The sequence below is a fragment of the Streptomyces sp. NPDC001750 genome (genome assembly GCF_042892615.1).
GTDB lineage: Bacteria > Actinomycetota > Actinomycetes > Streptomycetales > Streptomycetaceae > Streptomyces.
Map to the genome: position 1 here is coordinate 242,962 of NZ_JBIAUE010000008.1, position 14,485 is coordinate 257,446.

A 14,485-nucleotide genomic window follows, 5' to 3' on the forward strand; every position below is an offset into this window, starting at 1 on the left:
GATCTGATGTGATGGAGCGGTGAGAGACGACCAACGGCCCCTGGCCGTATTCGACTTGGATGGAACGCTCGCGGACACCGGTCACCGCCAATACCACCTGGAAGGGGCCCGGCGCGACTGGAACTCCTTCTTCGCCGCGGCCGTCGACGATCCGCCGCTCCCCGAGGGCGTACGCCTCGTCCTGGGCAGCGCCGACGAGTGCGAGATCAGGTACCTCACCGGGAGGCCCGAGCGGTGCCGCCGGGACACCCTGGCCTGGCTGGCCGAACACGGGCTGCCCGAGGGGAAGTTGTACATGCGCCGCAATGACGACCGCAGGCCCGCCCGGCACACCAAGCTGGACGTCCTGAAGCGGCTGGGCCGCGAGCGCGAGGTGCGGATGCTGGTCGACGACGACGAACTCGTCTGCGATGCGGCGGAACGGGCCGGTTTCGCGGTGGTACGGGCCGATTGGGGCGCGGTGTCGTCCGCACTCGTGGACGCACAGGAGCGCCAGGGGCGTACCTGACCTTCGAGGGGCCCGGCGGTCCGTGCTCCGGCGGTGGCGGACGTCCGGTGTTCCGATGGTCCCCGTCGGTCGTGGTGGTTCAGCTTGGTTCGTCGAGTCGGAAGCCTACTTTCAGCCCCACCTGATAGTGCTCGATCCGGCCGTTCCTGATCTCTCCGCGAACCTCGGTGACCTCGAACCAGTCGAGATTGTGCAACGTTTCGGACGCCCGTGCGACACCTCTGCGGATGGCGTCGTCGACGCCCTCATGGGAGGTTCCCACAATCTCGGTGACTCGATACGTGTAGTTCGACATGTTTTGTCTCCTCTCGTTTCTATCAAGGTGCCCCACCCTGCCCGGGTACGCGAGAGATTGGTGTGCAGAATGTGATGAACGGGGCTTGACGGAACCAATGGTCCATACCAAAATCCAGCCACGCCCGTGCGAGCGCCGCCCGCAATCCCCCACACCGGGTTCTGGATTTCGTCGTGCCGATTCACAGAAGGTGAACCTGGTGAAGAACCGCATGCTCGTCGGAGCCGTCGCGCTCGTTTCCGCTGTCGCGCTGAGCGGGTGCGGAATCATCTCCGGCGCGGACGCGTCCGGCAACAAGAAGGTCACGATCTGGCTGATGAAGAACAGTGTGTCAGCCGATTTCCTCAAGCGCTTCACGAAGGCGTACGAGGACGAGCACCCCTCCGTCGAGCTGGAGTTCAAGATCCAGAGCTGGACCGGCATCGGTTCGAAGGTCATGGGCGCGCTCAAGGGCAAGGACACCCCGGACGTCATCGAGGTCGGCAACACCCAGGTGTCCCAGTACGCGGAGAGCGGCGGTCTGCGCGACCTCACGCTGGAGTCCGTGCGCGACCTGGGCGGCGCCGACTGGCTGCCCGGACTCGCCGACCCCGGCAGCATCGACGGGGTCCAGTACGGAATTCCGTGGTACGCGGCCAATCGAGTGGTGATCTACAACAAGGATCTCTTCGAGCAGGCCGGTATCGAATCCCCGCCGAAGACCAGGGACGAGTGGATCGAGGACACCGAGAAGCTCGGCAGGAACGGCGACCAGGGCATCTACCTCGCCGGCCAGAACTGGTACGTACTCGCCGGATTCATCTGGGACGAGGGCGGCGAGCTCGCCTACGACGGTTCCGGCGAGTGGGAAGGCGCCCTGGACAGCCCCGAGGCGCTGCGCGGCATGAGCTTCTACAAGAAGCTCCAGGCACTCGGCGACGGCCCGAAGGACTCGGACGAGGCGAAGCCCCCGCAGGCCGAGGTCTTCGCCAAGGGCGACGTCGGGCAGATCATCGCGGTGCCCGGTGACGCCGAGCAGATCGAGCGGCTCAACCCCGAACTCAAGGGGAAACTGGGCTACTTCCCGATACCGGGCAAGACCGCGAAGACACCCGGTTCGGTGTTCACCGGCGGGTCCGACCTGATCGTTCCGCAGAAGGCGGAGCAGCGGGCCCAGGGCATCGAGGTGGTCAAGGCACTGGCGAGCCGCGCGTGGCAGGAGGAACTCGCCAAGGAAATGAGCTACGTCCCCAACAAGCCGGAGCTCGCGCACGTCATTGAAGGACAGCCGGGTACGGCGGCGATGGCGCGCGGCGCGACGAAGGGACGCGCCACGCCCAACTCGCCCCAGTGGGCCGACGTCGAGGCCGACAACCCGATCAAGCCGTACATGACGGCCGTCCTGGAGGGCGGCGACGCGGAGAAGGCGGCGAGGGTCGCCTCGGAGAAGATCTCCGACCTGCTCGCGGGCGGCTGACCGACGCCTGAGCGGCCCGGACGTCACCGGGCCGCGCATCGACGGTGCGTACGCCCGCGGCTCTCGCGCCCGTGGCGCGTACCTCTCCCGCCCCCGCGTCCCCGGCGCGCACGCACCCCCCCACCGGTACGCGCTTCCCCTCGCCCCCGTCCGCGCGGCGGCAGCCCGCGTCGGGGGCGCTCGGGGCACCCGGCCGGTGGACGCACGGATCCGGCCGCACCCGGGATTCAGCCGCCGCACATCCGGGCTCTCCCGCCCGGTCATGTCGAATCCAGCCGGTCACGGAAGAAGTAAGGGGCCGGGTCCTCGCAGCGGTGCGACGGTGCCCGGCGGCCGCCCTTGCCGATCCGTCATCGGAGTCCGTCATGAACGCGCTGCCCGTCACCTCCCCGCCCACCGCCCCCGTCGTCCCGGCGCAGCCCACACCTTCGACCGCACCGCGCTACCGGGTGTCCCTCGCCGCGGACCAGGAGGAGGTGCGCGCGGCCCAGCGCCTGCGCCACCTGGTCTTCGCGGGCGAACTCGGCGCCCGGCTGGAAGGCCGCGAACCCGGCCTGGACAGCGACGCTTTCGACGCCTACTGCGACCATCTGCTGGTCCGGGAGCAGTCCACCGGCGACATCGTCGCCACGTACCGCGTGCTGGCGCCCGACCGGGCACGCATCGCCGGACGGCTCTACGCGGAGGGCGAGTTCGACCTCGGCCGCCTCGCCCCGATCCGCGACGACCTCGTCGAGGTCGGCCGGTCCTGTGTCCACCCGGCCCACCGGGACGGCGCCGTCATCGCATTGATCTGGGCCGGACTCGCCCGCTACATGCGACGCACCGGCCACGACTGGCTGGCCGGCTGCTGCTCCATACCCCTGGCCGACGGCGGTGTCGCGGCGGCCGGGGCGTGGGAGACCGTACGCACCAAGTACCTGGCTCCGGAGGACCGTTGGGTCACACCCCACCGGCTCTGGCAGCCCGATGCGGCGGTTGCCGGACGCGCGGACCTGCCCACGGGACTCAGCACACTCCCGCCCCTGCTGCGCGGCTATCTGCGGCTCGGCGCGCGGGTGTGCGGGGCGCCCGCCCACGACCCCGACTTCAACGTCGCCGACCTGTACGTCCTGCTCTCGCTGCGCAGCACCGACCCGCGCTACCTGCGCCACTTCCTCTCGCTCGCCCCGCTGCGATGAACCCCTGGCTGCCCGCCGCGCCCTGCACTCCGCGCGCCTGCGCCGCACACGAGGGCCCCACCCGGCCGCGCCCGCTCGCCGTGGCCCTGCTGTGCGCCGGCTGCGCGCTCCTCCTGGCCGGGGCGCTGTGCGCCCCCTTCGCGCTGCTGCTCGGTCCTGCGCGGCGGGAGCGGCTGATCCGCCGTTGGTCGCACGGGATCGTACGCGCCTTCGGCGTACGCGTCCGGATCATCGGCGGTCCGGTGTCTTCCCCGGCTGTGCCCGGGGCGCCGGGCACACTCGTCGTCGCCAATCACATCTCCTGGCTGGACATCCCTCTCGTCGCGGCCGTGTTCCCCGGCCGGATGCTGGCCAAGCGCGAGATAGGGGACTGGCCGCTGCTCGGCCCGCTCGCCGCCGCGGGCGGCACCCTCTTCGTCGACCGCGACCGGCTGCGGGCCCTGCCCGGCACCGTGCGCGAGATGGCGGCGGCGCTGCGCGACGGCTCCCGGGTCGTCGCCTACCCGGAGGGCACGACCTGGTGCGGACGGGGCGGCGGCCGGTTCGGCCCCGCCGTGTTCCAGGCCGCGATCGACGCGCACGCCGAGATCCGGCCCGTACGCATCAGCTACCGGACCGGGCCGCCGTGCGACGCCCCGCACGGCGGCCGGGTGCCAGGGCCCGACGGGTCCGCGCCGGCGGAGCGCCCCGTCCCGGCCGGCGCGGCCGCATTCGTCGGCGATGATCCGCTCACGTCCTCGCTGTGGCGGGTGGTGACGTCCGCCGGACTGACCGCCGAGGTCCACGTCCTGCCGCCGCTCCCGGCCGACGACCCGCCGGACCGCCGGACCCTGGCCCGTCTCGCTCAGACGGCCGTCGCCAACGACAGCGCGAACCGCTCACCGGAATCCGTCCACCACTGATCCAGCCGCAGCCCGGCCCCGGCGAGCTCGGCGCGGACACCCTCCTCGCGGAACTTGGCCGACACCTCCGTACGCATCTCCTCACCCGCCTCGAAGGGCACCACCAGGTCGAGGGCCGGGATCTTCACCGTCAGCGTCGAACGGGCCCGCAGCCGCATCTCGATCCACTCCCGCTCCGGATCCCACAGCGCCACGTGTTCGAAGTCCGCCGGGTCGAAGTCCGCCCCCAGCTCCCGGTTGACGACCCGCAGCACGTTCCTGTCGAACTCGGCCGTCACCCCCGCCGCGTCGTCGTACGCGGCGACCAGCACCTCCTCGTCCTTCACCAGATCCGTGCCCAGCAGCAGTGCGTCGCCGGGGGAGAGCAAGGACCGCACCGACCTCAGGAACACCGCCCGCTCGTCCGGCAGCAGATTGCCGATCGTGCCGCCCAGGAACGCGACCAGCCGCGGCCCCGGGGTCCCCGGCAGCGCCAGACCGCCCGTGAAGTCGGCGATCAGTGCGTGCACGGAGAGTCCGGGCCGCTGCGCCAGCAGCGTCTCGGCCGCGCCGCGCAACGCGCTCTCGCTCACGTCGACCGGCACGTAGCTGTGCAGCCCGGGCAGCGCGTCCAGCAGGTGCCGGGTCTTGTCCGACGAGCCCGACCCCAGCTCGATCACGGTCCGCGCTCGGGAGACCCGGGCGATCTCCTCGGCGCGGTCGATGAGGATCTCCCGCTCGGCACGGGTCGGGTAGTACTCGGGGAGCCGGGTGATCTCCTCGAAGAGCTCGCTGCCGTGCGCGTCGTAGAACCACTTGGGCGGCAGCGTCTTCGGGTACCGGGTCAGGCCGTGCAGTACGTCGGCGCGCAGCGCCGCGCCCGTCGCGTCCTCCGGCAGGGTGCGGGTCAGCAGGATGGGGCTCACTGGGTCGGCTCCTTGAACGGGGTCAGCAGAAGATCGGCGCGGCTCGCCGTCAGCAGCGTCCGGTCGGGGACCTCGCGCCAGCGCGGGTCGTCGTCGTACGGCTCCGAGGCCACGACCGTGCGCGGACCGGGGCCGGTGAGGTACCAGAGGGTGTCGCCCCAGGCCGTCGCCACGATCGAGGTGCCGTCGGTCAGCAGCAGGTTCAGGCGTGAGCCGGGCGCAGCCGACGCCACGTCGAGCACGGTGTCGGCCACCGCCTGCGGCAGCCGGTTTCCGTCGGCCAGGCGGTGTTGCACGAGGGCCCAGACCAGGGCCGAATCGCAGTGGGCGGTCAGGGACAGCAGCTCGGCCGGTGGCAGCGCGGCGGCGAGCGACGCAACGGAGCCGGGCCAGCCCTTCACCGCACCGTTGTGACTGAACAGCACCTCGCCGGCGGCGAACGGCGCGGCGGCGGCCTCCCCGTCGGCACCGGCCTCGGTCGCGTCGCGCACCGCGGCCAGCAGCGCGGTGGTGCGCACCACCCGGGCCAGATCGGCGAACGTCTCGTCGCCCCAGACGGGGCCCGCGCGCCGGTACCGGCCCGGCACCGGGTCGCCGTCCGCGTACCAGCCGACGCCGAAACCGTCGGCGTTGACCGTTCCGTGCCGCTGACGGCGCGGCGCCCAGGACTGGCGCACCAGACCGTGCGGCGGCCGGGTCAGCACCTCGCCGAGCGCCATCGACGGCCCCAGACAGGCGATATGACGACACATCAGGCGTCCCTCGCGGTGCGGAAACCGGAGAAGATCTGACGCCGCACCGGCAGGTCCCAGTTGCGGAACGTCCCCCGGCACGCCACGGGATCCACGGCGAACGAGCCGCCCCGCAGCACCTTGTGGGCCGGGCCGAAGAACACCTCGGAGTACTCGCGGTACGGGAACGCGGAGAAGCCCGGGTACGGCAGGAAGTCGCTCGCGGTCCACTCCCACACGTCGCCGATCAGCTGCCGCACGCCCAGGGCCGACTGCCCGGCCGCGTAGGCGCCCGCCGGGGCCGGGCGCAGATGGCGCTGGCCCAGGTTGGCCCGCTCGGGGGTCGGGTCCTCGTCGCCCCACGGATAGCGCCGTGAACGCCCCGACGCCGGGTCGTGGCGCGCCGCCTTCTCCCACTCCTCCTCCGAGGGGAGCCGACGCCCCGCCCAGCGGGCGTACGCGTCCGCCTCGTACCAGCTGACGTGGAGCACGGGCTCGCGCTCGGGCACCGGCTCGGTCACGCCGAAGCGGCGGCGCAGCCACTGACCGGCGTCCCGGTACCAGAACAGCGGGGCGGTCAGCCCGTGCTCGCGGACCATCGCCCAGCCCTCCGGGGTCCACCAGTGCTGCCGCGCGTAGCCGCCGTCCTCGATGAAACGCAGGTACGCCCCGCAGGTGACCGGGGTGGTGTCGATGAAGAACGCCGGAACGTCGCGCACATGGGCGGGGCGCTCGTTGTCCAGGGCCCATGGCTCGGTCGACGTGCCCATCGTGAATGGGCCGCCCCCGACCAGGACCTCGGCGGAGGAGGGGCCCGCGTCGGTGGGCGTGGGCGGTTTCGGAGCGGTGAGCACCGCCGGACCGGAACGCAGCTGATGGGTGATCAGCATCGTTTCGTCGTGCTGCTGTTCGTGCTGGGCGATCATGCCGAACGCGAACCCGGACCGGAGCAGCGGACGGTCGTCGCGCAGCACCGTACCGTCGAGGACGTCCAGCGCGCGGTCCCGCACCTGCGCGGCGTACGAGCGGGCCTCGGCGGGTGGCAGCAACGGCAGCGAGGGCCGGGTCGCCCGGGGGTGCTGGAAGGCGTCGTACAGCCCGTCGATCTCCGGGCGCATCGCCTCCCGGCCCGCCACCGTGCGCAGCAGCCACAGCTCCTCCTGGTTGCCGATGTGTGCGAGGTCCCAGACCAGTGGGGACATCAACGGCGAGTGCTGCTCGGTCAGTTCGTGGTCGTCCACGCTGTCGGTGAGCAGCGCGGTCCGTTCCCGGGCGGCGAGCAGCGCGGCCAGGGCGCGCTCGCGGAGCGCCTCGGTGTCCATGGTTTCCGTCCGGTCCGGCCCGGCCGAGCGGGCGGTGCGGGACGTGTCGGGCGCGGGGGAGTGGGTCATGAGCGGTGTCCCTCGAAGTGGCCGGAGCCCTCCGCCGGTCGCGGCGCGAGCAGCCCGGGAAGATCGTCGGCCGGGCAGCGGCCCCGCGCGACGAAGCGGTCGTCGAACTCCGCGACCGCGTCCCGCACGGCCGTGGTCGCCCCGATCCGGGGCAGTGCCTCCAGCGCGGTCTCGAAGCAGACGGTGGCCGCCGCGCGCAACTCCGGGTCGCGCAGTCCGTCACGGGCGGCGGCCACCCACAACGGATTGCGTGGGGCGGGCCTGGGTCCCGCCGTCTCGGCGAGCGGCTTGACGGCGCGGTACACCGTCTCGGCGGCCTGCGGATCGTCGAACACGGCGGTCGTGACGGCGAGCGGCACCAGCCATCCGTCCGTGCCCGACTGCGCGTCGATCATGCGCAGTTCGAGATGCCCGCGCGGGCGCACCGGCGGGAAGAGGGTGCTGAGGTGGTAGTCGAGATCGGCACGCACCGGTGGTCTCGGAGCGCCGGTGCGGATCCACTCGCGGAAGGTCAGACCGTCCGGCACGACCCACGGCCCGGTGTCGTCCCGGACGCACATCACCGGCGAGTCCAGGACGTGCGCCGCCCAGGCGTGGCGGGGCGGCAGGTGGCCGGCCGGGGCCAGCGAGCGCCGCGGATCGAGCTCGGCCCACAGCGACTGCCGGGCGGACCGCCATGGTGTGCGACGGCCCCGGCGCAGGGGCGAGTTGGCGAAGACCGCCACCAGCACGGCACCCAACAGGTGGGCCAGCTGCCAGCGCCGCGCGTAGCCCAGCGGGCCGGGTTCCTCCTCCCCGGCGTCCAGGCAGACCTGGACGGACGCGGTGGTGCACATCATGGCGCGCCCGGCCGGGCCCGACCGGTCCAGGGAGATCTCCATGGCGTCGTAGCGCGGCTCACGCAGCACGCGGCGAGGGGGATGCCAGGGGTCGAGACCGAGACCCACCGGCGCGAGATCCAGCCGGTCCAGGGCGCCGCGCACGGCGGCGAGGTCGGCGGACGTGGCCTCCACACAGGCCATCAGGGAGTTCGCGGGCCGCGAGCTGAGCTCCAGCTGGCCACCGGGTTCGAAGGTGAGAGCCGCGCTCAGGGGCAGCTCCCGCAGGGCCGCGCGGGCGGCGTCGAGACGTTCGGGCGGGACCGGGACGCGAGGCCGGTCCCGGTGGTGGATGAGCCATTCGAGTTCGACCCCGACGGTGCGGGGCGGCCCGGTCTTGAAACAGATGCAACGCAGTAAGTCCTCCGCCCCGCCCTCGTCGAGGGGCGGGGCATGGACGGGCGGACCGTGGTCGCCCGATACGCCGTCGGATGACATGCCGGGACCTCCTTCTGCTCGGTTCGTCCGTACCACCCAAACCCCTGCGGAGGGATCGCACAAGAGTGCCCTTCCGCGTCGGAAATTCGATTGCACGGGTGCCCCCGGAGCGACGACGATGCCCGGTATGCACCACACGGGGGAGTATCGATGAGCGCACGGCTGCGCGCCATCGCGCGCGAGACCGAGGACATCGTGGCGGCCGGCCGCTACCGCACGCCGGACGGACGCGAGGTGGACATCGAGCGCGCCGTCACGGCCGCGCTCTCGGGCACCCGGCTGTACGGTCCGCAGCCGGTGCCCGTCGCGGCACTCGACACCGACCGCACTCCCGCCATCGAGGTGACCGACGAGAGCAGTCTGCGGGCGGCGCACCGGATGACCGGCGAGGCCCCCGGCAGGATCGCCGTCCTCAACTACGCCTCCGCCCGTAACCCCGGTGGCGGTTACCTCAACGGCGCACAGGCCCAGGAGGAGGCCCTGTGCCGCGCGTCGGCCCTCCACACCACACTGCTGCGCGCGCCCGAGTACTACGCCCGTCACCGCGCGGAGCGCAGCGCCCTCTACACCGACCGGGTGATCCACTCACCGGGCGTGCCGGTCTTCCGCGACGACCGGGGGCGGTTGCTCGACACCCCGTACACCGTCGGTTTCCTCACCTCCCCGGCGCCCAACGCCGGGGTCGTCCGGGACCGCACTCCCGAGGAGGCCCACCGCATCCCCGCCGTCCTCGCCTCCCGCGCCGAACGCGTCCTGGAGGTGGCGGCGGTGCGCGGCTACCGCAGGCTGGTGCTGGGCGCCTGGGGCTGCGGTGTGTTCCGCAACGATCCGGAGCAGGTGGCCCGGGCGTTCCGGTCGCTGCTCCTGGACGGCGGGCGGTTCGCCGGGCACTTCGAGCAGATCGTCTTCGGCATCCTCGACCGTGCCCCGGATTCTGTCACCCGGTCCGCCTTCGCGCGGGTGTTCGGCGGTCAGTGCCAGCCGTAGCGCTCCCGCAGCCGGCCGACGACCCGGTCGAACCGCTCGCGGTCCAGGGCGCACGCCTCGCGCCGCATCCCGTCCTCGTGCACCCGCAGCACGCGGTCCAGATCGACCCAGGACGGCCGGCCGGAGCCGTCCCACGGCCCGGACCCGAGCGCCACCCACTCCCGGTCCATGTCGTGCTGCTTGCTGGACAGCTGCACGGCGAGGAGGGTGCCCGCCGCCTCCCGCGCCACCACCAGCACGGGGCGGTCCTTGCCCCGCCCGTCGTTCTCCTCGAACGGCACCCAGGTCCAGACGATCTCCCCCGGGTCCGGCTCCCTGTCCCGGTCGGGAGCGTACGAGGTGCGGACCGGGCCCACGTCGCGCGGTTCGGCCTCACGGGTCGCGAAGGGGCCGGTGCGGCCGGGGACGAAGGCCGCTTCGTCGGTGTGGTCGTCATGGTGCTGCGCGTTCATCCCCACACCGTAGAACCCGGCCCGGACCGTCCGGCGGGCGGGGCCGCGGAACGGGTCGGTCCGGCAGGACTTCGTGCCCGACGGGGCGTCAGGTCGGCGCGATCGGGCCGCTCCCGGGGCCCGGGTCTGCGAGACTGCCCGACGCCATGAGCCAGTTACCGAAGCAACCCACCGAGGGCCCCGTCCCGACCAGCGCAGACGTGGCACGACTCGCCGGCGTCTCCCGGGCCACCGTGTCGTACGTCCTGAACGACAGCACGACCGTGCGGATCAGCGAGTCCACCCGGCGCCGGGTCCGGGCGGCCGCCACCGAACTCGGCTACGTCCCGCACGCCGCCGCCCGCAGCCTGCGCGCGGGACACAGCCGCACCGTGCTGCTGCCCACCGTCGACCTTCCGGCCGGCCCGCTCCACCAGCACTTCCTGTGCGAACTGGAATCCGGTCTGCGCGGCCTCGACTACACCGTGGTCCAGTACGGCAGCACCGGCCTGGGCGCCGACGAGGCGGCCCTCGCCTGGGCCGAACTGCGCCCCGTCGCCGTCGTCGCACCCGGCACCATCGCCCTCACCCCGCAGGGCATATCCACGCTCCGGAGATCGGGAGCCAGAGCCGTCGTCACCCTCGGCCCACGACCGGTGGCCGGTGCCCACGCGCTCGTCATGGACCAGCGGGAGATCGGCGGCCGGGCCGTCGGCCATCTGCTGGCCCGCGGCCGCCGCCGCATCGGCGTGATCATGCCGGAGGACCAGGGCCTCGCCCCGTACGCCGAACCCCGGCTCTCCGGGGCCCGGCACGCCGTACGGAACCACGTGGCCCTCGTCGAACCCCTGCCGCTGCGGTACGAGGAGGACTCCGCCGCCCGGCTCGCCGCCCGCTGGCGCGCCCTGCGGCTCGACGCCGTGTTCGCGTACGACGACGCCCACGCCATGCTCCTGATGCGGGCGCTCCAGGACGCCGGGGTCGACGTGCCCGGCGAGGCGGCGGTGATCGGCGCCGACGACCTGGTGCTCGGCCGACTGCTGCGGCCCCGGCTGAGCACCGTACGGACCGAAGCGGCCACGGCCCAGCCGCTCGCGGACCTCGTCGACCGGCTGGTGCGGCAGCCCGGCGGCGCCCCCGAGTACCACGACCTGCTCAGGGCCGAGGTGGTCCACCGCGAATCCAGTTGAACCCGCCCCGTCTCCCCGGGCCGCCACGCGCGGGCCGGGGAGCGCGCCCGCCCCGGGGGCGCGGCGACGTGCGCACCGCGCGCCGCTGGGGGCGTAAGGGCCGTCCCGTGATCCCTGGTGGGCGCACGACGGCAGCTACGGCACCTCGCCGCGTTGTCGGAACGCCCGCATACGTCCGGTATGCGGGCGCCCCTCCGCCTTGCGACGCACCGCATCCGACGCCGCGCGCCGATCCACCAGGGATCACAGGACGGCCCTTACGACCTCGCCCACGATTGTCAGCGGCGTCGCGGCGTCCAGGACCTCCGCCTCCGGCGTTGTCGTGAGTCGCCGACGCTCCTTCCCCAAGCTCTCAGCTGCGTTCGAGCAGGGGAGACCCCATCCGACTCCCTCCTCCGCCTTGGATTCGAAGGCCCCAGACACCGCCCCTTCTCCCGCTGCCAATCGCGGGCGAGGTCGTTAGCGTCGTGACCATGAGCCATCCGCAGAGTTACGAGATCCTGCTCGTTCCCGGATTCGCCGAGAAAGCCGCCGACACGTCCGCGACGGACGCCGGGAAGGACGCGTCGGAGACCGGTGCAGGGAAGGACACCTCCGGGGCCGGTGGCGCGACGGACACGTCCGGTACCGGAACCGGAGCGGACGAGACCGCCGGCGGCGCCGGGAGCGACGACACCGTCGTCCTCCGTTCGGCCGTCGTGGCGGCGACCGGCGAGACGGGCGCGTCGGGCTATCCGCGGTACGCGGGCGAGGGCGTCGTGGCGGACATCGACCCGGCGACGCACACGGTCGAGGCCCTGCTGGTCGACGGGGCCGAACTGGACTACGGGCTCTCCGTCCGCGTCAGCGAGCGCACCGCCGACGCACCCGGCGGCGGAGCCGACGACTGAGCGTCCGCGCCGCCCGCGGCGGGCACCGGTCACCCGCACGGGCGACCGACGTTCCCCCATCGGACGCGAGAGCGGCCCGACCGGTGGGCCGGCCGGGCCACTCACCCCGTTCACGCCGCTCGCGCGGTCACCGGCCCGGGGACTGTCTTCCAACCGTCACCTGCCGTGCGGCGCCCGGCGCCTCCCCGCTCCCTCGGCTTCACTCCACGAGGGGAATCCCCGTCCGCTCTACTTCGCCTGCCCGTTCTTCTGCTTCTCGATCGACTTGCGGACCTCGTCCATGTCCAGCTTCCGAGCCTGGCCGATGACGTCCTCCAGCGCCGCCTCCGGCAGCGCCCCGGGCTGCGCGAACACGGCGACGTTCTCCCGGACGATCATCAGCGTGGGAATGGACCGGATGTCGAAGGCCGCGGCGAGCTCCTGCTGCGCCTCGGTGTCGACCTTGGCGAAGACCAGGTCCTCGTGACGCTCGGACGCCGCATCGTACACGGGGGCGAACTGGCGGCACGGGCCGCACCAGGAAGCCCAGAAGTCGATCAGGACGAAGTCGTTGTCGCTGACGACCTGATCGAAGTTCTCCTTGGTGAGCTCGACGGTGCTCATGTTCTGTCCCTCTTTCTGTACGGCTCGGATCTGCCCGGCACAACGGCGCCGGCACGGGTCCTATTCCGCCTGCCCGTGTGGCCGTCGCCCACACCCGCGACCAGACTGTCCCCATGACAGATCCCTCCCTGAACGCCGAATACGACGTCGTGGTGATCGGAGCCGGGCCGGTGGGCGAGAACGTCGCCGACCGGGCCCGCGCGGCCGGGCTGAGCACGGCGGTCGTCGAGTCGGAACTCATCGGCGGCGAGTGCTCGTACTGGGCCTGCATGCCCAGCAAGGCGCTGCTGCGCCCGGTCGTCGCCCGGGCCGACGCCCGCCGCGTGCCCGGCCTCGCCGGGGCCGTACAAGGACCGCTCGACACGGACGCCGTCCTCGCCCACCGGGACGAATACACCTCGCACTGGAAGGACGACGGACAAGCCGCCTGGCTGGAGGGTATCGGCGCGGACATCTTCCGCGGCCTGGGCAGGCTCACCGGCGAGCGGACCGTCTCCGTCGCCGCCCCCGACGGCACGGAACACCTGCTCACGGCCCGGCACGCCGTGGCCCTGTGCACCGGCAGTCGCGCCGTGGTGCCCGACCTGCCCGGCGCCGCTGGGGCCCATCCCTGGACCAGCCGGGAGGCGACCAGTGCCAAGGAGGTGCCCGGCCGCCTCGTCATCGTCGGCGGGGGCGTGGTCGGCACGGAGATGGCCACCGTCTGGCAGGCGCTCGGTACTCAGGTGACGTTGCTGGTCCGGGGCCCGGGGCTGCTGCCGAGGATGGAACCCTTCGCGGGCGAACTGGTCGCACGGGCCCTGACGGAGGCCGGAGCCGACATCCGTACCGGAACCTCCGTGACCGCCGTGCGTCGCCCCGCCCCCGACGGCCCGGTCACCGTGGAGACGGACACCGGCGAGCGCGTCGTGGCCGACGAGATCCTCTTCGCCACCGGCCGGGCCCCACGCACCGACGACCTCGGGCTCGACACGGTCGGCCTGACGCCCGGCTCCTGGCTCACCGTCGACGACAGCTGTCGCGTCGACGGCTTCACCTGGCTGTACGCCGTCGGCGACGTCAACCACCGGGCGCTCCTCACCCACCAGGGCAAGTACCAGGCGCGCGTCGCGGGCGCTGCGATCGCCGCCCGCGCCCACGGCACCCCGACGGACACCGGGCGCTGGGGGGCCCACGCGGCCACCGCCGACCACGCCGCCGTGCCGCAGGTCGTCTTCACCGATCCCGAGGCCGCCTCGGTCGGCCTCTCCCTCGCCGAGGCCGAACGGGCCGGTCACCGCGTACGCGCCGTCGACCACGACCTCGCCGCGGTGGCGGGCTCCGGCCTGTACGCGGACGGCTACCAGGGCCGGGCCCGCATGGTCGTCGACCTCGACCGCGAGATCCTGCTCGGGGTCACCTTCGTCGGACCGGGCATCGGGGAACTGCTCCACTCCGCGACGATCGCCGTCGCGGGCGAGATCCCCATCGACCGGCTGTGGCACGCCGTCCCCTCCTACCCGACGATCAGCGAGGTCTGGCTGCGGCTGCTGGAGGCGTACCGGGACGCGTAGCCCCCACCGGACCCGCCCCTGCCAGGTGTTCGGGCCCTTCCAGGTGTTCGGGCGCGTCCCCGCATCGGGCGTGAGGACCGTCTCCCCCTGGTGCGGGGACCGGTGGCCGTCCGCCGTCCGGGCGTGGCCGCTGCCGGACAATTCCC

Annotated in this window: 15 protein-coding genes; 8 read left to right on the forward strand and 7 right to left on the reverse strand. The window is 72.9% G+C overall.

What is annotated here, in order from left to right:
- Window positions 1-19 precede the first annotated feature (19 nt).
- Window positions 20-508, forward strand: coding sequence for a hypothetical protein (locus tag ACFYY6_RS15955; RefSeq protein ID WP_351521251.1), 489 nt, complete (start codon window positions 20-22; stop codon window positions 506-508).
- A 79-nt stretch (window positions 509-587) separates the two neighbouring features.
- Here ACFYY6_RS15955 and ACFYY6_RS15960 read toward each other — a convergent pair whose 3' ends face one another.
- The gene (locus ACFYY6_RS15960; protein WP_351521252.1) at window positions 588-803 is read right to left on the reverse strand and encodes a dodecin; all 216 of its coding nucleotides are present in this window, start codon (window positions 801-803) and stop codon (window positions 588-590) included.
- A 199-nt stretch (window positions 804-1,002) separates the two neighbouring features.
- Here ACFYY6_RS15960 and ACFYY6_RS15965 point away from each other — a divergent pair, with 199 nt between their 5' ends.
- From ACFYY6_RS15965 to ACFYY6_RS15975, 3 genes are all read left to right on the forward strand, one after another.
- Window positions 1,003-2,259: an extracellular solute-binding protein gene (locus ACFYY6_RS15965; protein WP_351521253.1), complete on the forward strand. Its 1,257-nt coding sequence runs from the start codon at window positions 1,003-1,005 to the stop codon at window positions 2,257-2,259.
- A 365-nt stretch (window positions 2,260-2,624) separates the two neighbouring features.
- Window positions 2,625-3,440 carry a GNAT family N-acyltransferase gene (locus tag ACFYY6_RS15970; RefSeq protein ID WP_351521255.1) on the forward strand — a complete coding sequence of 272 codons (816 nt, stop codon included), beginning with the start codon at window positions 2,625-2,627 and terminating at the stop codon, window positions 3,438-3,440.
- Window positions 3,437-4,342: a lysophospholipid acyltransferase family protein gene (locus ACFYY6_RS15975; protein ID WP_351521256.1), complete on the forward strand. Its 906-nt coding sequence runs from the start codon at window positions 3,437-3,439 to the stop codon at window positions 4,340-4,342. The genes ACFYY6_RS15970 and ACFYY6_RS15975 overlap by 4 nt, the downstream gene beginning before the upstream one ends.
- Here ACFYY6_RS15975 and egtD read toward each other — a convergent pair.
- From egtD to egtA, 4 genes are read right to left on the reverse strand one after another with little or no spacing between them, the layout of a single operon-like run.
- Complete coding sequence (gene egtD, locus ACFYY6_RS15980; RefSeq protein WP_351521258.1) at window positions 4,285-5,247, reverse strand: L-histidine N(alpha)-methyltransferase; 963 nt, start codon at window positions 5,245-5,247, stop codon at window positions 4,285-4,287. The two genes, ACFYY6_RS15975 and egtD, sit on opposite strands and share 58 nt — an antisense overlap.
- On the reverse strand, window positions 5,244-5,999 hold the full coding sequence (gene egtC, locus ACFYY6_RS15985; protein ID WP_351521260.1) for an ergothioneine biosynthesis protein EgtC: 756 nt from the start codon (window positions 5,997-5,999) through the stop codon (window positions 5,244-5,246). Before egtC ends, egtD begins: the two co-directional genes overlap by 4 nt.
- Window positions 5,999-7,369 (reverse strand): ergothioneine biosynthesis protein EgtB, encoded by a 1,371-nt coding sequence (gene egtB / locus ACFYY6_RS15990; RefSeq protein WP_386607494.1) that lies wholly within the window; start codon window positions 7,367-7,369, stop codon window positions 5,999-6,001. The genes egtC and egtB overlap by 1 nt, the downstream gene beginning before the upstream one ends.
- Window positions 7,366-8,685, reverse strand: a complete 1,320-nt coding sequence (egtA, locus tag ACFYY6_RS15995) for an ergothioneine biosynthesis glutamate--cysteine ligase EgtA (RefSeq protein ID WP_389193601.1) — start codon at window positions 8,683-8,685, stop codon at window positions 7,366-7,368. Before egtA ends, egtB begins: the two co-directional genes overlap by 4 nt.
- Window positions 8,686-8,835: 150 nt before the next feature.
- Between egtA and ACFYY6_RS16000 the strand changes: the two genes are divergently transcribed.
- A complete protein-coding gene (locus tag ACFYY6_RS16000) occupies window positions 8,836-9,672 on the forward strand; it encodes a TIGR02452 family protein (protein ID WP_388649176.1) in 837 nt (278 codons plus the stop codon).
- On the opposite strand, the gene ACFYY6_RS16005 is transcribed toward ACFYY6_RS16000, so the two are convergent.
- On the reverse strand, window positions 9,657-10,124 hold the full coding sequence (locus ACFYY6_RS16005; protein ID WP_388649179.1) for a type II toxin-antitoxin system PemK/MazF family toxin: 468 nt from the start codon (window positions 10,122-10,124) through the stop codon (window positions 9,657-9,659). The two genes, ACFYY6_RS16000 and ACFYY6_RS16005, sit on opposite strands and share 16 nt — an antisense overlap.
- A gap of 146 nt (window positions 10,125-10,270) precedes the next feature.
- On the opposite strand from ACFYY6_RS16005, the gene ACFYY6_RS16010 reads away from it, so the two are divergent.
- Together ACFYY6_RS16010 and ACFYY6_RS16015 are read left to right on the forward strand one after the other, a co-directional pair.
- Complete coding sequence (locus ACFYY6_RS16010) at window positions 10,271-11,293, forward strand: LacI family DNA-binding transcriptional regulator (protein ID WP_351521267.1); 1,023 nt, start codon at window positions 10,271-10,273, stop codon at window positions 11,291-11,293.
- A gap of 473 nt (window positions 11,294-11,766) precedes the next feature.
- Entirely contained in the window at window positions 11,767-12,183 is a 417-nt protein-coding gene (locus ACFYY6_RS16015) for a hypothetical protein (protein ID WP_351521029.1), read from the forward strand.
- A gap of 228 nt (window positions 12,184-12,411) precedes the next feature.
- Here the strand turns inward: ACFYY6_RS16015 and trxA are convergent, their stop codons facing one another.
- Complete coding sequence (trxA, locus tag ACFYY6_RS16020) at window positions 12,412-12,786, reverse strand: thioredoxin (protein WP_073781174.1); 375 nt, start codon at window positions 12,784-12,786, stop codon at window positions 12,412-12,414.
- 113 nt (window positions 12,787-12,899) lie between these two features.
- On the opposite strand from trxA, the gene ACFYY6_RS16025 reads away from it, so the two are divergent.
- The gene (locus tag ACFYY6_RS16025; protein WP_351521031.1) at window positions 12,900-14,339 is read left to right on the forward strand and encodes an NAD(P)/FAD-dependent oxidoreductase; all 1,440 of its coding nucleotides are present in this window, start codon (window positions 12,900-12,902) and stop codon (window positions 14,337-14,339) included.
- The last annotated feature ends 146 nt before the right edge of the window (window positions 14,340-14,485 follow it).